Annotated in this window: 1 protein-coding gene; it reads left to right on the plus strand. The window is 35.7% G+C overall.

The window, feature by feature from the left end:
- Positions 1–231 (plus strand): hypothetical protein (locus BHE89_RS23995; protein WP_171742551.1); only part of this gene is annotated, 231 nt, incomplete at its 5' end.
- Positions 232–530: the final 299 nt, after the last annotated feature.

Genomic DNA, 530 nt, shown 5'->3' on the forward strand with positions numbered 1-530 from the left:
TTTTCGGAGTTGATCCGCTGGGCAATAGAATGCGGAACTCCAGAACAATGTCAGCTTGTTTTAGCGTTATACCATTGCACAAACGATGATGATTATCAGGCGATGGGAATTCAGTTAAGCCGAAGTATTGATAATGCAAATGTCAGTCCGATCATCTTTTTCACAGGTAAAAATCAACGGTTATTAGGTGATTTTTCGATGCTAAAACAGCTCGAAGAAAAGGTGCGCTGACGTTAGGTTTACCTATTATTTTATGTATTATCCTATCTATTATTCTATCTCTTATTTTATCTATTTCGTCTGTAATAGGTAGAATAATACATAGAATAAGATACAGAATAATAGATAGACACAAGATGACGTTGTGTTATTTCTTACCCATTAATCCACCTGTTATTCTACCTATTACTTTACCCGTTATTGCACCCAATTTAGGTATAACGGGCAGAATAACGGGTGAAATAATGGGTAGAATCATAGTTTTACTAACTTGCACCCCATGATACTTTCAGTATCAATGCCACTCATTT

Origin of the sequence: Shigella sp. FC1967 (genome assembly GCF_001743005.1) — a bacterium.
Classification (GTDB): Bacteria; Pseudomonadota; Gammaproteobacteria; order Enterobacterales; family Enterobacteriaceae; genus Proteus.